General features: G+C 61.2%; 16 protein-coding genes. All 16 read left to right on the top strand.

All coding sequences use genetic code 11. The features are described from left to right. Window positions 1–207 precede the first annotated feature (207 nt). The 16 genes from KO538_RS13020 to KO538_RS12945 all read left to right on the top strand — a co-directional run bounded on the left by KO538_RS13020 (window position 208) and on the right by KO538_RS12945 (window position 21,261). Entirely contained in the window at window positions 208–2,865 is a 2,658-nt protein-coding gene (locus KO538_RS13020) for a TonB-dependent receptor (protein ID WP_219328539.1), read from the top strand. A gap of 109 nt (window positions 2,866–2,974) precedes the next feature. Then, entirely contained in the window at window positions 2,975–4,327 is a 1,353-nt protein-coding gene (locus tag KO538_RS13015; RefSeq protein WP_219328538.1) for an MFS transporter, read from the top strand. A 24-nt stretch (window positions 4,328–4,351) separates the two neighbouring features. Then, a complete protein-coding gene (locus KO538_RS13010; protein WP_219328537.1) occupies window positions 4,352–5,299 on the top strand; it encodes a family 43 glycosylhydrolase in 948 nt (315 codons plus the stop codon). A 17-nt stretch (window positions 5,300–5,316) separates the two neighbouring features. After that, window positions 5,317–6,387 (top strand): aldose epimerase family protein, encoded by a 1,071-nt coding sequence (locus KO538_RS13005; protein WP_219328536.1) that lies wholly within the window; start codon window positions 5,317–5,319, stop codon window positions 6,385–6,387. Between the two features lie 200 nt (window positions 6,388–6,587). Next, window positions 6,588–8,330, top strand: coding sequence for an IlvD/Edd family dehydratase (locus tag KO538_RS13000; RefSeq protein WP_034752921.1), 1,743 nt, complete (start codon window positions 6,588–6,590; stop codon window positions 8,328–8,330). A 12-nt stretch (window positions 8,331–8,342) separates the two neighbouring features. Beyond that, the gene (araD1, locus tag KO538_RS12995) at window positions 8,343–9,335 is read left to right on the top strand and encodes an AraD1 family protein (RefSeq protein ID WP_219328535.1); all 993 of its coding nucleotides are present in this window, start codon (window positions 8,343–8,345) and stop codon (window positions 9,333–9,335) included. Continuing rightward, window positions 9,332–10,909: an aldehyde dehydrogenase (NADP(+)) gene (locus KO538_RS12990; RefSeq protein ID WP_219328534.1), complete on the top strand. Its 1,578-nt coding sequence runs from the start codon at window positions 9,332–9,334 to the stop codon at window positions 10,907–10,909. Before araD1 ends, KO538_RS12990 begins: the two co-directional genes overlap by 4 nt. A 34-nt stretch (window positions 10,910–10,943) precedes the next feature. Further along, window positions 10,944–11,711: an SDR family NAD(P)-dependent oxidoreductase gene (locus KO538_RS12985; protein ID WP_219328533.1), complete on the top strand. Its 768-nt coding sequence runs from the start codon at window positions 10,944–10,946 to the stop codon at window positions 11,709–11,711. Between the two features lie 157 nt (window positions 11,712–11,868). Continuing rightward, entirely contained in the window at window positions 11,869–13,419 is a 1,551-nt protein-coding gene (locus tag KO538_RS12980; RefSeq protein WP_219328532.1) for an alpha-N-arabinofuranosidase, read from the top strand. 69 nt (window positions 13,420–13,488) lie between these two features. Next, window positions 13,489–14,523 carry an arabinan endo-1,5-alpha-L-arabinosidase gene (locus KO538_RS12975; RefSeq protein ID WP_257620332.1) on the top strand — a complete coding sequence of 345 codons (1,035 nt, stop codon included), beginning with the start codon at window positions 13,489–13,491 and terminating at the stop codon, window positions 14,521–14,523. Window positions 14,524–14,683: 160 nt separating this feature from the next. Continuing rightward, a complete protein-coding gene (locus KO538_RS12970) occupies window positions 14,684–15,646 on the top strand; it encodes an ABC transporter substrate-binding protein (RefSeq protein WP_034752929.1) in 963 nt (320 codons plus the stop codon). 9 nt (window positions 15,647–15,655) lie between these two features. After that, complete coding sequence (locus tag KO538_RS12965) at window positions 15,656–17,197, top strand: sugar ABC transporter ATP-binding protein (RefSeq protein WP_219328531.1); 1,542 nt, start codon at window positions 15,656–15,658, stop codon at window positions 17,195–17,197. After that, entirely contained in the window at window positions 17,194–18,276 is a 1,083-nt protein-coding gene (locus tag KO538_RS12960) for an ABC transporter permease (RefSeq protein ID WP_070304473.1), read from the top strand. The genes KO538_RS12965 and KO538_RS12960 overlap by 4 nt, the downstream gene beginning before the upstream one ends. Continuing rightward, window positions 18,273–19,247: a galactofuranose ABC transporter, permease protein YjfF gene (gene yjfF, locus KO538_RS12955; protein WP_035823670.1), complete on the top strand. Its 975-nt coding sequence runs from the start codon at window positions 18,273–18,275 to the stop codon at window positions 19,245–19,247. Before KO538_RS12960 ends, yjfF begins: the two co-directional genes overlap by 4 nt. Before the next feature lie 4 nt (window positions 19,248–19,251). After that, on the top strand, window positions 19,252–20,226 hold the full coding sequence (locus KO538_RS12950; protein ID WP_219328530.1) for a glycoside hydrolase family 43 protein: 975 nt from the start codon (window positions 19,252–19,254) through the stop codon (window positions 20,224–20,226). A gap of 93 nt (window positions 20,227–20,319) precedes the next feature. After that, window positions 20,320–21,261: a LysR family transcriptional regulator gene (locus KO538_RS12945; protein WP_034752932.1), complete on the top strand. Its 942-nt coding sequence runs from the start codon at window positions 20,320–20,322 to the stop codon at window positions 21,259–21,261. Window positions 21,262–21,339 lie beyond the last annotated feature (78 nt).

The following is a 21,339-nucleotide window of genomic DNA, read 5'->3' as shown; positions in this document are numbered from 1 at the left end:
GGCACCGCCCTGCCTGAAACGTCCCTGACGCCCCTGCCGTTGTCTGTTTACAACCTCCAAAGTCCCTCAGCCGCTGATATCAATATTGATATCGAAACAGTGGAAAAATTGATTGGAGAGATTATCGCCCAGCCCCTAAGATAAACGCCGAGCATGCGAACGACATGCAAGCGATACAAAAAATATCAATACAATATCTGGAGATTCATGATGCGCAACGCCACCGGTCCGCTCGCGGCCACTTCCCCTCGTCCATTCACCTTGAAGGCAGCCGTTGCGGCACTGGCCGGTATTGGCTTGCTGAGCACGGCTTCGGTGTGGACGCAGGATGCGGTGGCGGCCGATGCCGGTGCCGAGCCGGCGGCGGAAGTGTCGGTCGTGACCGTCAGCGGCGTGCGCCGTTCGGCCCAGAATTCCCAGCAGATCAAGATGCGCTCGGACCAGGTCATCGATTCCATCGTGGCCGACGATATCGGTAAATTCCCCGATAACAACGTGGCCGAAACCCTGGCGCGCATTTCCGGCATCCAGATCCGCCGTGATTCGGGCGAGGCGAGCGCCGTCATGATCCGCGGCTTGCGCGATGTCACGACCCTGCTCAACGGCCGCGAGCTGTTTACCACCACGGGCCGCTACGTCAACCTGGCCGACATTCCCGCCACCATGCTGCAGCGCGTCGACGTCTATAAATCGCAGGGTGCGGACCAGGTCGAAGGCGGCGTGGCCGGCATCATCGACGTGCGCACCAATCGTCCGTTCGATTTCAAGGATTTCACGGCCAGCGTGAATACGCGCGCCGTCTACAGCGACAAATCCAAGGCCACCGACCCGAACATCAGCGGCATGCTGTCGAACCGCTGGAAGACGGGCATCGGCGAAGTGGGCGCGCTGCTGGGCTTGTCGCAGCAGCAGCATCGTTACCATGAGGAGCGCGCGTTCAATACGGCGCCCGTGGATAAAAGTTTCCTGTCGCCCGGTTTGACGGGGCCGGACCAGGTGGGCTTGCTGCCGATCAAGGGCGACCGCCGCCGCACCACCGCCAATGCCGTGCTGCAATGGCGCCCGAACGCCGACGTCGAGCTGTACGCGGAAGGCATGGCCACGCGCTTCCTGCTCGATGCCGAGTCCGATTACTTTGTCGGCTTGCCGTGGTGGGGCACGCCCGTGTCGGCTACAAAAATTCCCGGCACCAACCAGCTGCAAACGCTCACGTCCACCAACGTCAACACCATCATGTCGACGCAGGCGAACAAGAACGAGACGAAGACGCATCAATTTGCCGTGGGCGGCTTGTGGGATATCAATCCGGAATGGCGTTTCACATCGGAAGTGGCCAGCACCAAAAGCACGTATGCCTGGCGCAACCCGATTCTCGACGCCATCACTGTCGTGCCGAATGCCCGCATCAATACCAACCAGAACGGCACCTTGCACGTGGACTACACGGGCAGCGATTTGCAAGACCCGTCGAACTACTATCTGAAGGGTTTCTTCGACCGCTACGGCCGTGACCAGGGCAGCTCGAACGACGTGCGCGCCGACCTGGCGTACACGCCGAGCGCGGGGGGCATCTTCAAGGAAATCAGCGTCGGCCTGCGCGGCGTGAAGCGCGAAGCCGAATCGATCAAGAGTTTCGAGGGCAATGCGGAAGCACCGGACGTGTCCGGCGCCGCGTTTCCGTTCGGCCGCCAGAGTGTGACGTCGATTCCGGGCCTCAATTGTCTGTCGGAACCGATGTCCAGCGGCGGCCCCGACTATGGCTTGAAGCAGTGGTACACGCCGTGCGCCAGCTTCCTGCTCAATAACACGGGCACCATCCGCGAAGCCGTCACGGGCAGCAGCGCGGCGCGGGCAATGGACCCGGGCTCGTTCTTCAAGGATACGGAAAAGACGTACTCGATCTATACCAAGGCCAAGGTTGCCTTCAAGCTGGGCGCCTACCCCGTCGATGGCACCCTGGGCGTGCGCGTCGTGCGCACCGAACAAAGCTTGCAAGGCAACAGTTCGCAAGATGGCGTCTACACGCCTGTCATCAGCGACACGGCCAGTACCGATGTGCTGCCGAGCGTGGCCCTGAAAATCAAGCTGCGCTCGGACCTGGTCGGCCGTTTCGCTGCGGGCCGCACCATCAGCCGCCCCGGCTTTTCCCAGTTGAACCCGGGCGTGGCCCTGGTCAACTCGACGGAAACGGTGAAGGCGACGGGCGCGGGCGGCAATCCGAATCTGAAACCAGTCACGGGCGACAATGTTGACGCGGCACTGGAATGGTATTTCGCGCCCGCCGGTTCCGTCACGGCTACCGTGTTCCACCACAAGTTCGACGGTTATATCCAGCAACGCATTTCCAGCGAAACCATCGCCGGCAAGACCTATGACGTGGATCGTCCTTACAACACGGCCGCCGGCAAGCTGCAAGGCCTGGAAATTGGCTACCAGCAGTTTTATGACGGCTTGCCAGGCCTGTTGAGCGGCCTGGGCTTGCAAGCGAACGGCACCTACATGAGCGGCACTACCGATGACGAGACGGGCAGCCATGCCATCACGGGCGTGTCGCGCTATGCCTACAACCTAGTCGTGCTGTACGAAAAAGACGCGTGGTCGGGCCGCCTGGCCTACAACTGGCGCTCGAAATTCATCGACAGCTACAACCAGGGTGGCCCCGGCCTGGACTTGAAAGTGGCGCCGACGGCCCAGCTTGACGGTTCGCTGTCGTACAAGATCAACGACCAGTTCACCGTGACCCTCGATGGGAATAACTTGCTCGACACCAAGTTCAAGGATTACTGGAACACTGCGGGCGTGTATCCGCGCGACACGCGCCGCTATGACCGCACAGTGGGTCTTTCTTTACGCTGGAAAATGTAACTTGGTCGCACAGTAAAAAATCAAGGGCGTTGCCATGGTTTCGGCCGGCAACGCCCCTGTCAGTTGGGCAGTCACGCACGATTCATCATAAAAAGAATGGACGGAAAGCATGGAGACGCAAAAATTATCTACCGTTGAAAAGGTCGGCTTCGGCGCCGGCGACATGGCGCTCAATGTCGTCATTTCGTCGATGATGTTGATCATCACCTTTTTCTATACCGATATCTATGGCTTGAAAACCACCGACCTGGCCCTGCTGTTCGTGGCCGTGAAAGTCATCGGCGCCATTGCCGACCTGGTCATGGGCCAGATCACCGACCGCTACAGCTTTGCCTCGGGCCGCTACCGTCCATATCTGCTGTGGCTGGCCGTGCCGTATGGCGTCAGCGTCTTCTTTGTCTTCAGCACGCCCGAGTGGCACTATGACGCCAAGCTGATCTGGGCATACTCGACGTATATCCTGATGACCATCATGACGGCCGGCGTGGGCATTCCGTATATCTCCCTGATCAGCGGACTGACCAGCGACCCGCAGGACCGCCTGTCGGCCAACGGCTACCGCCTGTTCTTCGCCAAGATCGGCGCCTTCATGGTGACCATCGTCGTGCCAATCCTGTCGCAGCGCTGGGGCGGCGGCAACCCGGCCGTCGGCTACCAGGCGGCCATGGCCGTGATGGCCGTCATGGGCGTGGCCCTTTTCCTGTTCTGCTATTTCTCCACCACCGAGCGCGTCGTGCACGTGGTGGAAAAGCAATCGCTGATTGCGCAGTTGAAAGTGCTGCTGCAGAACGACCAGTGGCTGGTGCTGTGCGGCGTGTGCGTCACGGGCACCATCGGCTACGTGGTGCGCGGTTCCGTCGCCATTTATTACGCGAAATACTATCTGGGCGGCAGCACGGAAACCGTGGCCGCCTTCCTCACGACGGGCGTGGTGGCCGCCATCCTGGCCATGATCGCCTCGACCTGGATCACCAAATTTTATTGCAAGGTAAAACTGTTCCGCTACACGCAGATCGGGGTCGCCCTGATCAGCCTGGCCATCTATTTCTTTGTGAAGCCGAGCGACACCGTGCTGGCCTTTGCCCTGTATTTCCTGCTGTCCTTTGTCGTGGACTTGCACGCGCCCGTGTTCTGGTCGGCCATCGCGGAAACCATCGATTACGGTCAAGTGAAAACGGGCAAGCGCGTCTCGGGCTTCGCCTTTGGCGGCATCTCCGTCTGCCAGAAGGCGGGCATGGCGGTGGCGGGCGGTCTGGTGGGCGTGTTGCTCGCGTATTTCGACTACCAGCCCAACCATGAGCAAACGCAATTCGCCCTGAACGGTATCGCCCTGATGCTGTCGATCATCCCCGGCTTTTTCCACTTGCTGATGGGCTTGCTGATGTTCAAGTACCGCATCAGCGATACGTACTACAGCGGCGTGAAGTCGGAAATGCACAAGCGCGGCTACGTGGCTGCGTAAGAATAATTGAATGGAGCAAGCAACATGGCAGACGTCTTGAAACCGCTGATCGAACAGCGCGCCGACCCGCATATCTACCGTCACAGCGACGGCTATTATTACTTTACGGCGTCCGTGCCCCAGTACGACCGCATTGAACTGCGCCGCGCCGACAGCATCGCCGGCCTGGCCGACGCGCAAACGGTCGACGTGTGGCACAAGCCGGAAACGGGCCCGTACAGCGAACTGGTGTGGGCGCCGGAATTGCACTTCAACCAGGGCGCATGGTATGTGTACTTCGCCGCCGCGCCAAGCCGCGAGATCAAACATAAGTTGTTCCAGCACCGCATGTATGCGATCCGCAATACGAACGCCAATCCTTTGATTGGCGAATGGGAATTCATGGGCCAGATCGACACGGGCATCGACACCTTCTGCCTGGACGCCACCACGTTCGAGCACGACGGTGTGCTGTACTACCTGTGGGCGCAGAAAGATGTCGCCATCGAGGGCAATTCGAACCTGTACATCGCGCCGATGGCCACGCCGTGGCAGCTGGCCGGTCCGCCCGTGATGCTGAGCAAACCGGAATTCGACTGGGAAATCCGCGGCTTCTGGGTCAATGAGGGGCCGTCCGTGCTGAAGCGTAACGGCAAGATCTTCATCAGCTATTCGGCCAGCGCCACCGATGAAAACTATGCGATGGGCTTGCTGTGGGCCGACGACTCCGCCGACCTGCTCGATCCGTTCTCGTGGACCAAGTCGCCCGAGCCCGTGTTTGCCACCTGCTACGAGCACGGCATTTACGGTCCCGGCCACAACAGCTTCACGACGGCCGGCGATGGCGACGGCGTATTGCTGGTGTACCATGCCCGCACCTACACGGAAATCGTTGGCGACCCTTTGTGGAACCCGGACCGCCACACGTTTGTCAAACCGTTGCGCTGGGATGCGCAAGGCATGCCCGTGTTTGGCCGCTCATCGACCCTGTAAAACCTGGACCCGACGCCATGACCCCAGTTGATTCTGTTTCAGTGACGCAGTTGCCGTTCGGCATCCTGCCCGATGGCCAGCACGTCAGCGTATTTACCCTGACGAACCGCCAGGGCATGCAAGTCAAGGTGCTCGACTTTGGCGCCATCATCAGCGAACTCCACGTGCCGGACCGCGACGGCAGCTTTGCCGACGTGGTACTCGGTTTCGACCGCATCGAGCCGTATCTGCACAACAGCGCTTTCCTGGGCGCTGTCATCGGCCGCTTCGGCAACCGCATCGCCGAGGGACGGTTCAGTCTGGACGGCAAGGATTACCAGTTGGCCGTCAACAACCCGCCCAATCACTTGCATGGCGGAAACCAGGGTTTTCACCAGGTCATGTGGCAAGCCGCGCCGTTCACCAGGGATGACGCCGCCGGTATCACGTTCACGCGCAGCAGCCCGCACGGCGAAGACGGCTACCCGGGCAAGCTGGATGTCACCGTCGTGTACGAACTGGACAACGATAACGCGCTGAGCCTGCGCTATCACGCCGTGACGGACCAAGCCACGCCGGTCAACTTGACCAACCACAGCTATTTCAATTTGGCGGGGCACGGCGATATCCTCGGCCACGAGTTGTCCATCAACGCGGACCGCTACCTGCCCGTGGACGCGGGGTCGATCCCCTCGGGCGAATTGGCAGATGTGTCCGGCACGCCGTTCGACTTGCGCCAGAGCACCGTCATCGGCAGCAGCATAGCTCTGCCGCATGAGCAGCTGCGCATCGGCCGCGGCTACGACCATAACTTTGTGCTGAATCAAAAGCCGGGGGACAGACTGAACCTGGCCGCCACCGTGCGCGAGCCGCAATCGGGCAGGGCGATGCAGGTATACACGCAGGAGCCGGGCATCCAGTTTTATTCGGGCAATTTCCTCGACGGCAGCCAGCAGGGCAAGCAGGGCGCCATCCGCTACCGCGGCGCGCTATGCCTGGAAACCCAGCATTTCCCGGATTCGCCGAACCAGCCGCACTTCCCGAATACCATTTTGCGCCCGGGCGAGGTGTATCAGACGGAAACGGTCTATCGGTTTTCCGCAGAATAATCGTTGCAGACCCCAAAAACCTTTCACGCCCTGCCGCCACGCGCGCGCAGGGCGTTTTCATTAGTGCTGATGGATATCGTTTTCGATATCGGAACGCATTAAAAATTGATTGGAAAGGCATGGCAGGATTCTTTAGTATTCCAACATCGCTGCCCGGGCCGACGACATTAGATCCGGCATGGCACAACCAGGAGAATGGCATGTCTGAGACAAAAAAGAAGGTTGCCCTGCGCTCTGCCGAGTGGTTCGGCTCGCAGGACAAGAACGGCTTCATGTACCGCAGCTGGATGAAAAACCAGGGCATACCTGACCACGAGTTTCACGGCAAGCCCATCATCGGCATCTGCAATACCTGGTCCGAACTGACCCCTTGCAACGCGCATTTCCGCCAATTGGCCGAGCACGTCAAGCGCGGCATCCTGGAAGCGGGCGGTTTCCCAGTGGAATTCCCTGTCTTCTCGAATGGCGAATCGAATTTGCGCCCGACGGCCATGCTGACGCGCAACCTGGCGTCGATGGACGTGGAAGAATCGATCCGCGGCAATCCGATGGACGCCGTCGTGCTGCTGGTCGGCTGCGACAAGACGACGCCGGCGCTGCTGATGGGCGCTGCCAGCGTCGACATCCCGACCATCGTCGTCAGCGGCGGCCCCATGCTGAACGGCAAGCTCAATGGCAAGGACATCGGTTCCGGCACGGCCGTATGGCAGTTGCACGAGCAGATGAAGGCGGGATCGATCACCTTGCACCAGTTCATGTCGGCCGAATCGGGCATGTCGCGCTCGGCCGGTACCTGTAACACCATGGGCACGGCTTCGACGATGGCCAGCATGGCTGAAGCGCTGGGCACGTCCCTGCCGCACAACGCGGCCATCCCCGCCGTCGATTCGCGCCGCTACGTGCTGGCCCACATGTCGGGCATCCGCATCGTCGAAATGGTGCACGAAGACCTGCGCCTGTCGAAAGTGCTGACGCGCGAAGCGTTTGAAAACGCCATCAAGGTCAACGCCGCCATCGGTGGCTCGACCAATGCCGTGATCCACCTGAAAGCGATTGCCGGCCGCATCGGCGTGCCTTTGGAGCTGGAAGACTGGACCAAGGTAGGCCGCGGCACGCCGACCATCGTCGACTTGCTGCCGTCGGGCCGTTTCCTGATGGAAGAGTTTTATTATGCGGGCGGCTTGCCGGCCGTCATCCGCCGCCTGGGCGAGGGCGATCTGCTGCCGCACAAGAATGCGCTGACCGTCAACGGCAAGTCGCTGTGGGACAACTGCGTCGAAGCGCCGATCTACAACGACGAGGTGGTGCGCACCTTGGATAACCCCTTGCTGGCCGATGGCGGCATTTGCGTGTTGCGCGGCAATCTGGCGCCACGCGGCGCCGTGTTGAAACCGTCGGCCGCCTCGCCACACCTGATGCAGCACCGCGGCAAGGCCGTCGTGTTTGAGGATTTTGAACATTACAAGGCGCGCATCGTTGATCCGGATCTCGATGTCGACGCGAACTCCGTGCTGGTCATGAAGAACTGCGGCCCGAAAGGCTATCCTGGCATGGCGGAAGTGGGCAACATGGGCTTGCCGCCGAAACTGCTGGCGCAAGGCATCACCGACATGGTGCGTATCTCGGATGCGCGCATGAGCGGCACAGCCTACGGTACCGTCGTCCTGCACGTGGCGCCGGAAGCGATGGCCGGCGGCCCGCTGGGCATCGTGCGCGACGGCGACATGATCGCCCTCGACTGCCACAACGGCAGCTTGAACATCGACATCAGCGACGCGGAAATCGCCGAGCGCCTGGCGGCCCGCGAACTGGGCAGCGCGCCCGGGCCGAAGAGCGGCTACCAGCAGCTGTACATCGAACACGTGTTGCAGGCCGATGAAGGCTGCGATTTCGACTTCCTGGTCGGCAATCGCGGTTCCGCCGTGCCGCGCCACTCACACTAAGCGGAGAATCCCATGCTGTTGCTGCAATTTACGAATGAACACGGCGGCCGCCTCGTCGGCCTGCTGCAAGACGACGTCATCCGCGTCATCGAAGGCTACAACACGACGTATGCGCTGGCGCAAGACGCCATCCGAAAGAAAGTCAGCCTGGCGGACCTGGTCAACGCCACTGTCGGCAACACCACGCATTCCTATGCGGACGTGGCCGCTGCCGGACGTGTGCTGCCGCCGCTCGACCACGCCGATGAAGCGCACTGCTACGTGACGGGCACGGGCCTGACCCATTTGGGCAGCGCCGGCGCGCGCGACGCCATGCACAAGAAGATCGGCGGCGACGCGGAATCCTTGAGCGATTCGATGAAAATGTTCCGCCTGGGCGTGGAAGGCGGCAAGCCGGCTGACGGTACGGCCGGCGCCCAGCCCGAATGGTTCTATAAAGGCGACGGCTCCATTGTGCGCGCCGGCGGCCAGCCGCTGCGCATGCCGGACTTTGCCCTCGATGGCGGCGAAGAGCCGGAAATCGCCGGCCTGTATGTGATCGGCGACGATGGCCAGCCCTACCGCGTCGGCTACGCCATCGGCAATGAATTCTCGGACCACATCACGGAGCGCCAGAACTATCTGTACCTGGCCCACTCGAAACTGCGCGCCTGCAGCGTGGGCCCGGCCCTGCTGGTGGGCGAATTGCCCGCGCATATCGCCGGTACTTCGCGTGTGCTGGACGCGGCTGGCAATGTACGCTGGGAAAAAGCGTTCGTCAGCGGCGAAGAGAATATGTCGCACACGATCGCCAACCTGGAACATCATCACTTCAAATATCCGCTGTTCAAGCGCCCTGGCGACGTGCACGTACACTTCTTTGGCACGGCAACGTTAAGCTTTGCCGATGGCGTGAGCGTGGCGCCTGGCGAAACCTTTGAAATCGAAGCGCCGGCCTTTGGCCCTGCCTTGCGCAACCGCCTCGATGTCTTCCCAACCGAATTTGCGAAAGTGAGCACATTATGAGTTTCAATATCACCGGTGATGCATTGATCGGCGGCGTCGCCGTCAAGGGCAATGGCGGCTCTTTCGAAGCGTGGGACCCGGCCGCGCGCGCCCACATCGCGCCCGCTTTCCACATGGTCGATGCCGCGCAAATCGACGCGGCGTGCCGCCTGGCCCAAGCCGCATTCGACCCTTTCCGCGCCACCAGCGACGCGGAACGCGCCGATTTTCTCGACACCATCGCCGCGCAAATCCTCGAGCTGGGCGACGACCTGATCGTGCGCGCCATGACGGAAAGCGGCTTGCCGCGCGCGCGCCTGGAAGGCGAACGTGGTCGCACGGTGGGTCAATTGAAATTGTTCGCCGGCTTGCTGCGCGAAGGATCGTGGACGGATGCGCGCATCGATTCGGCTTTGCCGGAACGCACGCCGCCGCGTCCCGATTTGCGTTTGCGCATGATCGGCCTGGGCCCTGTTGCCGTGTTTGCGGCCAGTAATTTCCCGCTGGCCTTCTCGGTGGCCGGCGGCGATACGGCCTCGGCCCTGGCTGCAGGCTGTCCCGTCGTCCTGAAAGCCCATTCGGCCCATCCGGGCACGTCGGAGCTGGTGGCGCGCGCGATCGTGAAAGCGATTGCCATCTGCAAGCTGCCGGCCGGCGTGTTCGCCTTGCTGACAGGCACGGGCAATGGCATCGGCCAGACCCTGGTGGCGCATCCCGCCATCCAGGCCGTCGGCTTTACGGGTTCGCGTTCGGGCGGCATCGCCTTGATGAAGGTGGCGGCGGAACGTGCGCAACCGATACCCGTGTATGCGGAAATGAGCAGCATCAATCCCGTCTTCGTGTTGCCGCAAGCGCTGGCTGCCCGTGGCGCGGCGATTGCAAGCGGTTTTGCGGCCTCGCTGACGATGGGCGTGGGCCAGTTCTGCACCAATCCCGGCCTCGTGCTGGGCCTGGAAGGCCCTGACTTTACGGCGTTTGCCGCCGCTGCCGCCGAAGCGCTGGCGCCGGCGCCTGCCGCCACCATGTTGACGGCTGGCATAGCCAGCAGCTATGCCAAGGGCGTCGCCGCACTGGCGCAGCATGCCGACGTGACGCCGCTGGTGCAAAACACGGGCGACGAAGGCAAGGGTGCCGCCGCCCTGTTCGTGACTTCGGGCGAAGCGTTTTTGGCCAAGCACGATCTGCGCGACGAAGTCTTCGGTCCCGCTTCCCTGCTGGTCGCCTGCCGCGACATCGAGCAATTGCTGGCGATCACGGAAAGCCTGGAAGGCCAGCTGACGGCCACCCTGCAAATCGATGCCGGCGACGTGGACGATGCGCGCCGCCTGCTGCCCGTGCTGGAACGCCGCGTGGGCCGCATCCTGGCCAACGGTTTCCCGACGGGCGTGGAAGTGTCGACGGCCATGGTGCACGGCGGCCCGTTCCCGGCCACGTCGGATGGCCGCAGCACCTCGGTCGGCACGGCGGCCATCAACCGCTTCCTGCGTCCCGTGTCCTACCAGAACCTGCCGCAAGACTTGCTGCCGGAGTCGCTGCGCGACGATAATCCGCTGGGGATCTGGCGTCGTCACGATGGCGTGCTGGGCAAACTTTAATCACAAAAAATAAAAATACACAGGCGGAGACAAGATGAAGCAATTGGCGAAATATGGCAGCTTGCAGGGCAAGCGCGTGTTCATCACGGGTGGCGGCAGCGGCATCGGCGAATCTTTGGTGGCGGAATTTGCCGCTCAGGGCGCACTGGTGGCGTTTGTCGATATCGCCGTGGAAGCGAGCGAGGCCCTGTGCCGCCGCCTGGCCGAAGCTGGCCTGACGGCGCCCATTTTCCGCCATTGCGACATCACGGATATCCCATCATTGCAAGTCGTCATGGCCGAACTGGCCGACAAGCTGGGCGACTTCGATATCCTCGTCAACAATGCCGCCAACGACCAGCGCCACCAGGCGCAGGACGTCACCCTGGAATACTGGAACGAGCGCATTGCGATCAATCAGCGTCCCATGTTCTTCACGTGCCAGGCCGTCTTCGAGGGCATGAAGCGCAAGGGCGGCGGTTCCATCATCAACGTCAGCTCGATTTCCTGGCACATGAAGTCGGGCGGCTACCCTGTGTATGCCACCACCAAGGCCGCCGTCGTGGGCCTCACGCGGGGCCTGGCGCGCGACTTTGGCGCCCACAATATCCGCGTCAACACCGTCACACCGGGCTGGGTCATGACGCAGCGCCAGATCGACCTGTGGGTCGACGACGCGGCTGAAGTGGAAATCAAGAAAAGCCAATGCTTGCCAAGCAAGTTGATGCCACAGGACATCGCCGCCATGGTGCTGTTCCTTGCCTCCGATGACGGCGCGATGTGCTCCAGTCAGGAATTCATTGTGGATGCTGGCTGGATCTAAGCCTTAGCGCATCGCTTAATCCGCGCCGGTACTGACCGGCCCTCCAATCTTGAAACACCGCTCTTGCCGCCCCAACCCCGCGGCAGGAGAGGCATCGCCATTCCATATTGCCGGGTTGATCCCGGCCCTTGCTTTTCACTAAAAAACAGGAGACAGCATGAAACTCATCCATACCAGCATCGTGGCCCTCAGCCTGGCCATGGCCGTCGGCAGCGCCTTTGCCGCGCCCGTCAAGGTCACCATCGACGTGGCCAAGCCCGGTTCCGTGATCAACAAGAACGTGTACGGCCAGTTCGCCGAGCATCTGGGTACCGGTATCTATGAAGGCATGTGGGTGGGGCCGGAGTCTTCCATTCCGAATACCAAGGGCTGGCGCAACGACGTGCTGGGCGCGCTGAAACAGTTGCACGTGCCCCTGGTCCGCTGGCCGGGCGGCTGTTTTGCCGATGAATACCACTGGAAGGACGGCATCGGCGCGCGTGACAAGCGCCCGACCAAGGTCAACACCAACTGGGGCGGCGTGGAAGAATCGAACGCCGTCGGCACGCACGAATTCTTCGACCTGGCCGAGCTTTTGGGCGCGCAGACCTACATCAACGGCAACCTCGGTTCCGGCACGCCGCAGGAAATGTCCGAATGGCTCGAATACATGACGTCGGACAGCAAATCGACCCTGGCCGAGCTGCGCCGCAAGAATGGCCGCGCCCAGCCGTATAAAGTCGATTACTTTGGCATCGGCAATGAAGCCTGGGGTTGCGGCGGCAATATGCGCCCGCAGTACTATGCCGACCTGTACAAGCACTATCACACCTTCATGAAGACGCCGGAAAGCGCACGCCCGAAATTCATCGCCAGCGGCGGCAATGACGACGACATCAGCTGGTCCAGCACCCTGAGCCGCGAAATCAAGCCGAACATGATGGACGCCATCAGTTTCCACTACTACACGGTGCCGACGGGCGTCTGGGAAAAGAAGGGCGCCGCCACGGGCTTTGGCGAAAATGAGTGGATTTCCACCCTGAGCCGCACCCTGCGCATCGATAGCTTGATCAAGAACAATATCGCCGCCATCGACAAGAACGATCCCTCGAAAAAGACGGGCTTGTACGTCGATGAATGGGGCACCTGGTACGACGTGGAGCCGGGCACCAACACCGGTTTCCTGTTCCAGCAAAACAGCTTGCGCGACGCCTTGGTCGCCGCCCTGAACTTCAATATTTTCCACGCCCACGCGGACCGCGTGCGCATGACGAATATCGCGCAAATGGTCAATGTGCTGCAGGCGATGATCATCACCGACAAGGACAAATATTTCCTCACGCCTACGTATCACGCATTTGAAATGTACGTGCCGTTCCAGGATGCCACGTCCCTGCCGGTCGCCATCCAGGGCAATGGCAAGTACAGCCTGGGCAAGGTCAGTATTCCGGAAGTGAGCGCCTCGGCCGCGCGCGGCAAGGATGGCAAGGTGTATCTGTCGCTGGTCAACACGAACCCGCACAAGGCGGTCGACGTGAGCGTGGCATTGGCCGGCAAGCAAGTGGCCAGCGTGACGGGCCGCATGCTGACCGCGGGCAAGATGGATGCCGTCAACAGCTTTGCGCAACCGCAAGCCGTGCAGCCGGTGGCGTTTAATGCCCAGGCGCAAGGCGGCAAGCTGACCGTGTCGGTGCCTGCCAAGGCCGTGGTGGTGGTGGCCGTCGACTAAGCTGTCGCTCACCTGTCACTCATCAGGCCGGCCCGCATGACGGGCCGGCTGACCATTTTGGAGAAGACGATGCACACATTGACACGCGGCATGGCCGCCATCCTGAGCACCCTGGCGATCATGGCTGCCGCGCACGCGGCCCAGGTCAGCGTGCACGACCCCGTGATGGCCAAGGAAGGCGACACGTATTATTTGTACAGCACGGGCCCCGGCATCACCTTCTACAGTTCGAAAAACATGGTTGACTGGCAACCGGAAGGGCGTGTCTTCGCCGGCCAGCCTACCTGGGCAAAAACAGCTGCTCCCAGCTTTGACGACCATATCTGGGCGCCCGACGTGCAATTTCACGACGGAAAATATTACCTGTACTACTCGGTGTCCGGCTTCGGCAAGAACACGTCCGGCATCGGCGTGACCGTCAACACCACCTTGAATCCCCGCTCGCCCGACTACCGCTGGGTCGACCAGGGCATGCTGCTGCAATCGGTGCCCGAGCGCGACGAGTGGAATGCCATCGATTCGAACATCATTACCGATGCCAAGGGCACGCTGTGGATGTCGTTCGGCTCCTTCTGGAATGGCATCAAGCTGGTGAAACTGACGCCGGACTGGACCCACATTGCGGAACCGCAAGAGTGGCACTCGCTGGCGCGCCGCGTACCCCTGCCGCCACGCGCAGGCGAATTCAAGCCTGCGCCCGAGGAAATCGAGGCACCGTTCATCTTCCAACACGGCAACGATTACTTCCTCTTCGTTTCCTGGGGCTTGTGCTGCCAGAAAGAAAAAAGCACGTATCACCTGGCCGTGGGACGCTCAAAAAGCGTGACGGGTCCGTATCTGGACAAGGATGGCCGCGACATGGCGCAGGGCGGCGGCACGGTGCTGCTGAAAGGCGACAAGGACTGGCAAGGCCTCGGCCACAACAGCGCCTATACGTTTGACGGCAAGGATTATCTGGTGCTGCACGCCTATGAAACGGCGGACAATTATTTGCAGAAGCTCAAGATCCTGCCCATGACATGGGACAAGGATGGCTGGCCGCAAGTCGACGCGCGCGACTTGAACCGCTATCAAAGCCGGCAATTGCCGGCCGCCAAACGGTAAGCAGGCCAGGGGATGGGCGGCAGGTGATACGCAAATCGATATCACAAGCGAAAAAGAATTGATTGGATGGCTATGTTGCTTTCTCCTACCATGGGTTCATAAAAAACCGCCCATCCGGCATCCGGCTGTGATGGTATTCCAAAAAAAACTGGAGACAAGAATGAAATTGACACGCCGCACACTCCTCGCCAGCGCCATGTTGTTGGCACTGTCCGCTACTTCTTCCGCCTTTGCCGCCAAGCCCCTCGTCATGGGCTTTTCGCAGGTGGGCGCCGAAAGCGAATGGCGCACCGCCAATACCGTCTCCATCAAGGATGCGGCCAAGAAAGATGGCGTCACGCTGAAATTTGCCGATGCGCAGCAAAAACAGGAAAACCAGGTCAAGGCCCTGCGCTCGTTCATCGCGCAAAAGGTCGACGTGATCGCCTTCTCGCCGGTCGTTGAGTCCGGCTGGGATACGGTCCTGCGCGAAGCCAAGGCTGCCAAGATTCCCGTCATCCTGACGGACCGCGCCGTCAATGTCACCGACAAATCGCTGTACGTGACCTTCATCGGTTCCGATTTCGTGGAAGAAGGCCGCCGCGCCGGCCAATGGCTGCTCGAGCACGCCAAGAAAACCCCGGACGCGCAACTGAACATCGTCGAGCTGCAAGGCACGGTCGGCTCCGCGCCGGCCATCGACCGCAAGGAAGGCTTCCAGGAAGTCATCGGCAAGAATCCCAAGCTGAAGATCATCCGTTCGCAAACGGGCGACTTTACGCGCGCCAAGGGCAAGGAAGTGATGGAAGCGTTCCTGAAGGCCGAAGGCAAGAAGATCAACGTGCTGTACGCGCACAATGACGACATGGCCATCGGCGCCATCCAGGCCATCGAAGAAGCGGGCATGAAACCGGGCAAGGACATCATCATCATCTCGATCGATGGCGTCAAAGGCGCGTTCGAAGCCATGATCGCCGGCAAACTGAACGTCACCGTCGAATGCAGCCCGCTGCTGGGCCCGCAATTGATGTCGATCGCCCGCGACGTGGTGGCCGGCAAGCCCGTGCCAGCGCGCATCACGACGGTGGAAGGCGTGTTCCCTGCCGAGGTGGCCGCCAAGGAATTCCCGAACCGTAAGTACTAAGCTTGCCGCATGATGAATACGCAAGCGCAACACAACGCCGCGCCAGCTCCCTTGCTGGAGTTGCGCGGCATCAGCAAGTCCTTTCCTGGCGTCAAAGCCCTCAGCGACGTTGCCCTGCGCCTGTATCCGGGCGAAGTGCACACCTTGATGGGGCAGAACGGCGCCGGGAAATCGACGCTGATCAAGGTGCTGACGGGCGTCTACACGCCCGACAGCGGCCAGATTCTGTTTGAAGGCAAGCCCATCGCCCCCGCATCCACGTCGGACGCGCAGTTGCTCGGCATCAGCACCGTGTACCAGGAAGTCAATCTGTGCCCGAACCTGTCGGTGGCGGAAAACATCTTTATTGGCCGCTACCCGCGCCGCTTCGGGGCCATCGACTGGCGTTCCATGCAGCAGCAGGCGCGTGCCTTGCTGCAGCAATTACAGATCGATATCGATGTCACGGCGCAATTGTCCAGCTTTCCGCTGGCCATCCAGCAAATGGTGGCCATTTCGCGCGCACTGAACATTTCGGCCCGCGTGCTGATCCTCGATGAACCCACGTCCAGCCTGGACGAGGCGGAAGTCAATCTGCTGTTTTCCGTGCTGCGCCGCCTGCGCGAGCAAGGCATGGCGATTCTGTTTGTGACCCACTTCCTCGACCAGACCTACGCCATTTCCGACCGCATCACCGTCATGCGCAATGGCGAGCGCGAGGGCGAATATGCATGCAGCGAACTGTCGCGCCTGGCGCTGGTCAATAAAATGATCGGCGTGGCGGCCGACACGCAGGAGCAAACGCTGGATATGGCGCAGGCAGCGGGCGCCGTCAGCTTCGGTCCGACTGTGCTCGAAGCGCAGGGACTGGGCCGCAAGGGCGCCCTGCTGCCCATGGATTTCCACATCCGCCAGGGCGAATTGCTGGGTCTGGCCGGCTTGCTCGGTTCGGGCCGCACGGAACTGGCGCGTTTGCTGTTCGGCGCCGACAAGGCCGATTCCGGCAGCATCGTCATGCAGGGCAAGATACGCCAGTTCAACGTGCCGCGCGACGCGATCGCCCAGGACATCGGCTTTTGCTCGGAAGACCGCAAGCACGAGGGGGCGATTTTGTCGCTGTCCGTGCGTGAAAACATCATCCTGGCCTTGCAGGCCCGCACTGGCTTGCTGCGCGCCATCCCGTTCAAACGCCAGCAGGCGCTGGCCGACGAGTATGTGAAGGCGCTCGGCATCAAGACGGCCAGCATCGAAACGCCGATCGGCAGCCTGTCGGGCGGCAATCAGCAAAAAGCCTTGCTGGCGCGCTGGCTGGTGACGTCGCCGGCCATGCTGATTCTCGATGAACCGACGCGCGGCATCGACGTGCGCGCCAAGCAGGAAATCATGAGCTATGTGAGCAAGCTGTGCCGCAAGGGCATGGCCATCCTGTTCATCTCGTCGGAGCTGCCGGAAGTGCTGCGCTGCAGCGACCGTATTCTCGTCATGCGCGACCGCAAAGCTTGCGGCGACTATGCGCGCGGCGAGCTCGACGACAGCTCCGTGCTGCAAGTGATCGCCGGAGACGCCACATGAGTTTATCCACGCCATCGAACGCGCCCCTGGCGCGTCCGGCTTCCACTACGGGTACGTCCGCCTTGCATACCGTTCTGCACCACCCCTTGAGCCGGCCCCTGGCCGCGCTGTTGCTGCTGTTACTGGTGGCCTTCTTTGCCATCCCCGGCTTTTTCCACCTGGAAGTGCGCGACGGCCACCTGTACGGCAGCGTGATTGACATCGTCAACCGTGCCGCCCCGCTGATGCTGGCGGCCCTGGGCATGACCCTGGTCATCGCCACGCGCGGCATCGATATTTCCGTGGGCGCCGTCGTGGCCCTGTCCGGCACCGTGGCCGCCATGCTGATCGGCGGCACCATGGTGATGGACAACGGCGTGCCGACCTACGTGAGCAATATCCCGATGGGCTGGGCCCTGGCGGCCGCCCTGGGCGCCGCCTTGTTGTGCGGCGCCTGGAATGGCGTGTTGGTGGCGGGACTCGGCTTGCAACCCATCGTCGCGACATTGATACTGATGGTGGCGGGGCGTGGCCTGGCGCAATTGCTGACGGATGGGCAGATCGTCACCGTCTATTATCAACCGTTCTTTTTCATCGGCAGCGGTTACCTGTTTGGCTTGCCGTTCTCGCTGTTCCTCGTCGCTGCCGTGTTCATCATCACGGCCGTGCTGATGCGCAAGACGGCCCTGGGCCTGTTCATCCAGGCCGTCGGCATCAACCCCGTCGCCGCGCGCCTGGCCGGCATCAAGACGGCGACGCTGATCTTTTTCGTCTACGTGTTTTGCGCCGCCTGCGCGGGCCTGTCGGGGCTGATGATCAGCTCGAACATCAAGAGCGCCGACGCGAACAATGCAGGCCTGATGCTGGAACTCGACGCCATCCTGGCCGTGACCCTGGGCGGTACGTCCTTGGCTGGCGGCAAGTTCAGTCTCGTGGGCAGCATGATCGGCGCCCTCATCATCCAGACCCTGACCTACACGATCTATTCGCTGGGCGTGCCGCCGGAAGTGAACATGGTCGTCAAGTCGGTCGTCGTTTTCCTCGTCTGCCTGTCGCAATCGTCGGAATTCAAGCAATTGCTGCATCGGAGAAAAGCATGAAGGGTTTGCTGCACACCCCGTATTTCACCTCGCTCGTCACGGTCTTGCTGCTGGTGGTGATGCTGGGCCTCGGCGGCGCCGCCTATCCGGGCCTGCTGTCGACGCAAGTGATCTTTAACCTGTTGATTGATAACGCCTTTTTGCTGGTGATCGCCGTCGGCATGACCTTCGTCATCGTTTCCGGCGGCATCGATCTGTCCGTCGGTTCCGTGCTGGCCCTGTCGACCATGATCGCCGCCTGGCTGCTCAACGTGGCGCACTGGCCGCCGCTCTTGGTGATCGTCACGGTGCTGGCACTGGGCACGGTATTTGGCGCCAGCATGGGCGCGCTGATCCATTATTTCAAATTGCAGCCGTTCATCGTCACCCTGGCCGGCATGTTTCTGGCGCGCGGGCTGTGCTATTTGATCAGCATCAACTCGATCACCATCGATGATCCGCTGTTCGTGGCCATGTCGCAGACGCAATTGCAGTTTCTCGGCGGTTTCGTTTCGCCAGGCGTCGTGATCGCCGTGATCACGTTGCTCTTGGCCATCTGGCTGGCGCACGCCACGCCGTTCGGCCGCGCCGTGTATGCGATCGGCGGCAATGAACAGTCGGCCCTGATGATGGGGCTGCCTGTGGGCCGCACCAAGGTCTTTATCTATGCCTTCAGCGGCTTTTGCGCCGCGCTCGGCGGCGTGCTGTTTTCGTTCTACATGCTGTCCGGCTATGGCTTGCATGCGCAAGGCACGGAACTGGACGCGATTGCCGCCGTCGTCATCGGCGGCACCCTGCTCAGCGGCGGCTACGGCTATGTGGCGGGCGCGCTGTCGGGCGTGCTCGTGCTCGGCACCATCCAGACCTTGATCGCCTTCGACGGCACGCTCAGCTCGTGGTGGACCAAGATCGTCATCGGCGGCTTGCTGTTCGTCTTTTGCGTCGTGCAAAGACTGATGGCCATGGGCCAGAAAAATACCAATCGGAGTTAATACCATGTTTCACAAGAATAAACTTGCCGCAGCCATCGGCATGGCGGCGGCGCTCGCCTGCGCCCCATTCGTCGCACAGGCTGCCAACCCCATCGTCAAGGATATCTACACGGGCGACCCGGCCGTGCTGGTCGACAATGGCAGGGTGTATTTGTACGTGGGCCATGATGAAGCGAGCGCCACGGATACGGATTACCGCATGCACGAGTGGCGCGTGTATTCCTCGTGCGACATGGCGAACTGGACGGATCACGGCTCGCCCGTGCGCTTTTCCACCTTCGCCTGGGCTGGCAAGGATGCGTGGGCAGGTGACATCGTCAAGCGCGGCAATAAATACTATTTCTATTCGACCGTCGACCATAAAACCATTCCCGGCAAAGCCATCGGCGTGGCCGTCTCCGACAGCCCGACCGGGCCGTTCGTCGATGCGCGCGGCAGCGCCCTGGTCACGAACGACATGACGAAGCAGACGGCCATTCCCTGGGACGATATCGACCCGGCCGTCTTTATCGACACGGATGGCCAGGCCTACATTTACTGGGGCAACACGGTCTTGAAATACGCCAAGCTCAAAGCCAATATGACGGAGCTGGACGGCCCGATTCTGACCTTCGGCATGGATGCGTTCACGGAAGCGGCCTATATGCACAAGCATGCGGGTACGTATTATTTGTCGTACTCGCGCAATTTCCCCGAGGAGACGGCGTATTCGACGGGGCCGACACCGACGGGGCCCTGGCATTTCCGCGGCACCATCATGGACAAGAATGCCGTCGTGAAAACCATTCACCAGGCCATCATCGAGTTCAACGGCAAGTCCTACATCTTCTATCACAACGACAAGTTGCCCGGCGGCGGAGAATACCGGCGTTCCGTGGCCGTGGAAGAGCTGAAATACAAGCCGGACGGCACCATCGAATTCATCCAGCAAACGGCTGGCCCGGCCGCCAACCCGAGCGCCGCCTGCAAGGCATTGTGAACGCTTGTTGACCAAGTATAAAAAGGAGACATACCGATATCTATAACATCGATATTGAATTAAAACTGATATCGATCATGATATGATTTATTCATGGATACCCTCAACCCCAACTGGTTCTTGCGAGCCCGCCTGAAGACGCGGCAATTGCTGCTGTTGATCGCCCTTGATGAGCAGCGCAACATCCACCGCGCGGCGGAAGAATTGCACATGACGCAGCCGGCCGCGTCCAAGCAAATCAAGGACCTGGAAGAGATGCTGGACGTGCGCCTGTTTGACAGGTTGCCACGCGGCATGGAGCCGACCATCTACGGCGAGACGATGATACGCCACGCGCGCATGGCCCTGACGAGCCTGTCCCTGGCGCATGACGATATCGTCGCCCTGAAGTCGGGCCTCACGGGCCAGGTGGAGGTGGGCGTCATCATGACGCCGGCCATGGCCTTGCTGCCGCGCGCGATTGCCCGCATCAAGCAGCAGGCACCGTTGATGCGCATCGGCGTGCACCTGGAGCACAGCAATACGCTGATGGACATGCTGCAGCACGGCACCCTCGACTTCATGATCGGGCGCATCCTGGAAAAGGAAAGCAGCGCGGGACTCATCTACGAGGAATTGACGGAAGAGCCGGCCAGCGCCGTGGCGCGCAATGGCCATCCGCTGCTGTCGCGCAAGAATCTGCAATTGAAGGATTTGGCGGGCCAGCCGTGGATTCTACCGCCGCAAGGCAGTATCCTGCGCCACCGCTTCGACATGATGTTCCGCCGCGCGGGCCAGGAGCCGCCTGTCGACGTGGTCGACACGACCGCCTTGCTCCTGATCACGTCCTTACTGCAGCAGACGGACTCGCTGCACGTGATGCCGACGGAAGTGGCGCACTACTACGAATCGTTGAACGTGCTGAGCATCTTGCCCATCGAGCTGCCGTGCAAGATGGATGCGTTCGGGATTATTCGCCAGCAGGACCACTTGCTGTCGCCGGGGGCGGATATGTTGCTCAAGGCGGTGCGGGCGACGGCGGCGGATATGTATTGAGTGCTGTGCTGGTGTTGTCGGATTACGCGTTCCGCTAATCCGACCTACGCCACATGGTAGGTCGGATTAGCCCGCAGG

Origin of the sequence: Janthinobacterium sp. NKUCC08_JDC, from assembly GCF_019345575.1 — a bacterium.
GTDB classification, from domain to species: domain Bacteria; phylum Pseudomonadota; class Gammaproteobacteria; order Burkholderiales; family Burkholderiaceae_D; genus Janthinobacterium; species Janthinobacterium aestuarii.
Note: the sequence above shows the minus strand (reverse complement) of the source record. Positions and strands in the feature narration are given on the sequence as shown.